Origin of the sequence: Acetobacter sp. DmW_043, assembly GCF_002153485.1 — a bacterium.
Taxonomy (GTDB): Bacteria; Pseudomonadota; Alphaproteobacteria; order Acetobacterales; family Acetobacteraceae; genus Acetobacter; species Acetobacter thailandicus.
Genome location: NZ_JOMN01000099.1, coordinates 1 through 1,113 on the forward strand (window position 1 = coordinate 1; position 1,113 = coordinate 1,113).

Annotated in this window: 2 protein-coding genes and 1 pseudogene; all 3 read right to left on the minus strand. The window is 39.7% G+C overall.

Annotation, left to right across the window (positions count from 1 at the left end):
- Positions 1 to 578, minus strand: a 578-nt coding sequence (locus tag HK11_RS11890) for a GAD-like domain-containing protein (RefSeq protein WP_086555521.1), incomplete at its 3' end; no start/stop codon positions are given.
- A pseudogene (locus tag HK11_RS12755) lies at positions 568 to 663 on the minus strand (hypothetical protein); the annotation flags it as partial. The gene HK11_RS11890 and the pseudogene HK11_RS12755, both read right to left, overlap by 11 nt.
- Positions 664 to 926: 263 nt before the next feature.
- Positions 927 to 1,113: T6SS immunity protein Tdi1 domain-containing protein (locus tag HK11_RS11900; RefSeq protein WP_143216411.1), on the minus strand; the 187-nt coding region annotated here is incomplete at its 5' end.

Sequence of the window (1,113 nt, forward strand, 5' to 3'; positions counted from 1 at the left end):
GATGGTGAACCGCCAAGCGCAAGTGCCGGAAAAAAACCGTAGCATTTACCAAAAGTCACTTCGCCAACTTCAGCCAAAGATTCTGAAAAAAGAGATTTATAATGTTTATTTTGAGTTGGATAATCAAAACTACTACCAATCCTTGATATTAAAGGCTCCAAGGGAGCGCAGTGAGAATTAAATTCGTCAAAATCCCACATTCCAATACTCATAGTTGATTCTGGTAAATTTACCTCACAGGTCTGAAGATCTTCATTCCAGATTAAAAGATCTCCAAATGCCGAATATCCAACTATATGAGTTTTTTCTGGAATAATATCCTGATCACCAGAGAATAAAATATCTACTATTCCTGAGTAATAAGCAGGAATACAAAACTGAAATTTTCCATTTAACCATGTTCCAATACCATGCTCTCTCCAGAATAAAATAAGGTCATCTGGGATCTTATACTTATAATTTTTGCAAATGTTCTCTGGAACATCTTTTCTGTAATTTAATTCACCATATTTCTTAATATATTTTCTTATATCAAACTTTGGGTATGTATCTGCCATCTTTTCCTCTTTAGCATTCACGAAGATCAATATTCATCAGCTTCTTTCCAGCATCCTTTGCTTTCTGAGCTGCTTTTTTCAACTGTTCCCATCTCTTCAGTTTACTGGATGGACCTTTCTTGCTCCATTGAGAACCAAGAGATGAGTTAACCCGCGATGATCCCTGCCGGTGGAGCCGTAAGTTCGACCCTACCTATACTGCGGGCCGTGGATCAGGAGGGCTATGCTCTCGATGAAACCCTCCAGACACAGCGTAATGACGCCTTTCAGGTCTTTCACTCGCCAGTTCGTCAGTAAAGCGGTTCTGTTTTCTTTCCATGAAGAATAAAACCGGCGAGCAAAGGATGCTTAAAAAGATAAAGATTACCTCTATGATGTTTTTTCGCCAACGTTACGGACGAATTCAATATTATCGTGTTCATTTAGACGAAGAATGCGTACAGCTCCCATCTGAGCAAGCAGTGTAAAATGAACCCGAGCATCGACAATCTGAGTATGTTTTACCGATGGTGAACCGCCAAGCGCAAGTGCCGGAAAAAAACCGTAGCATTTACCA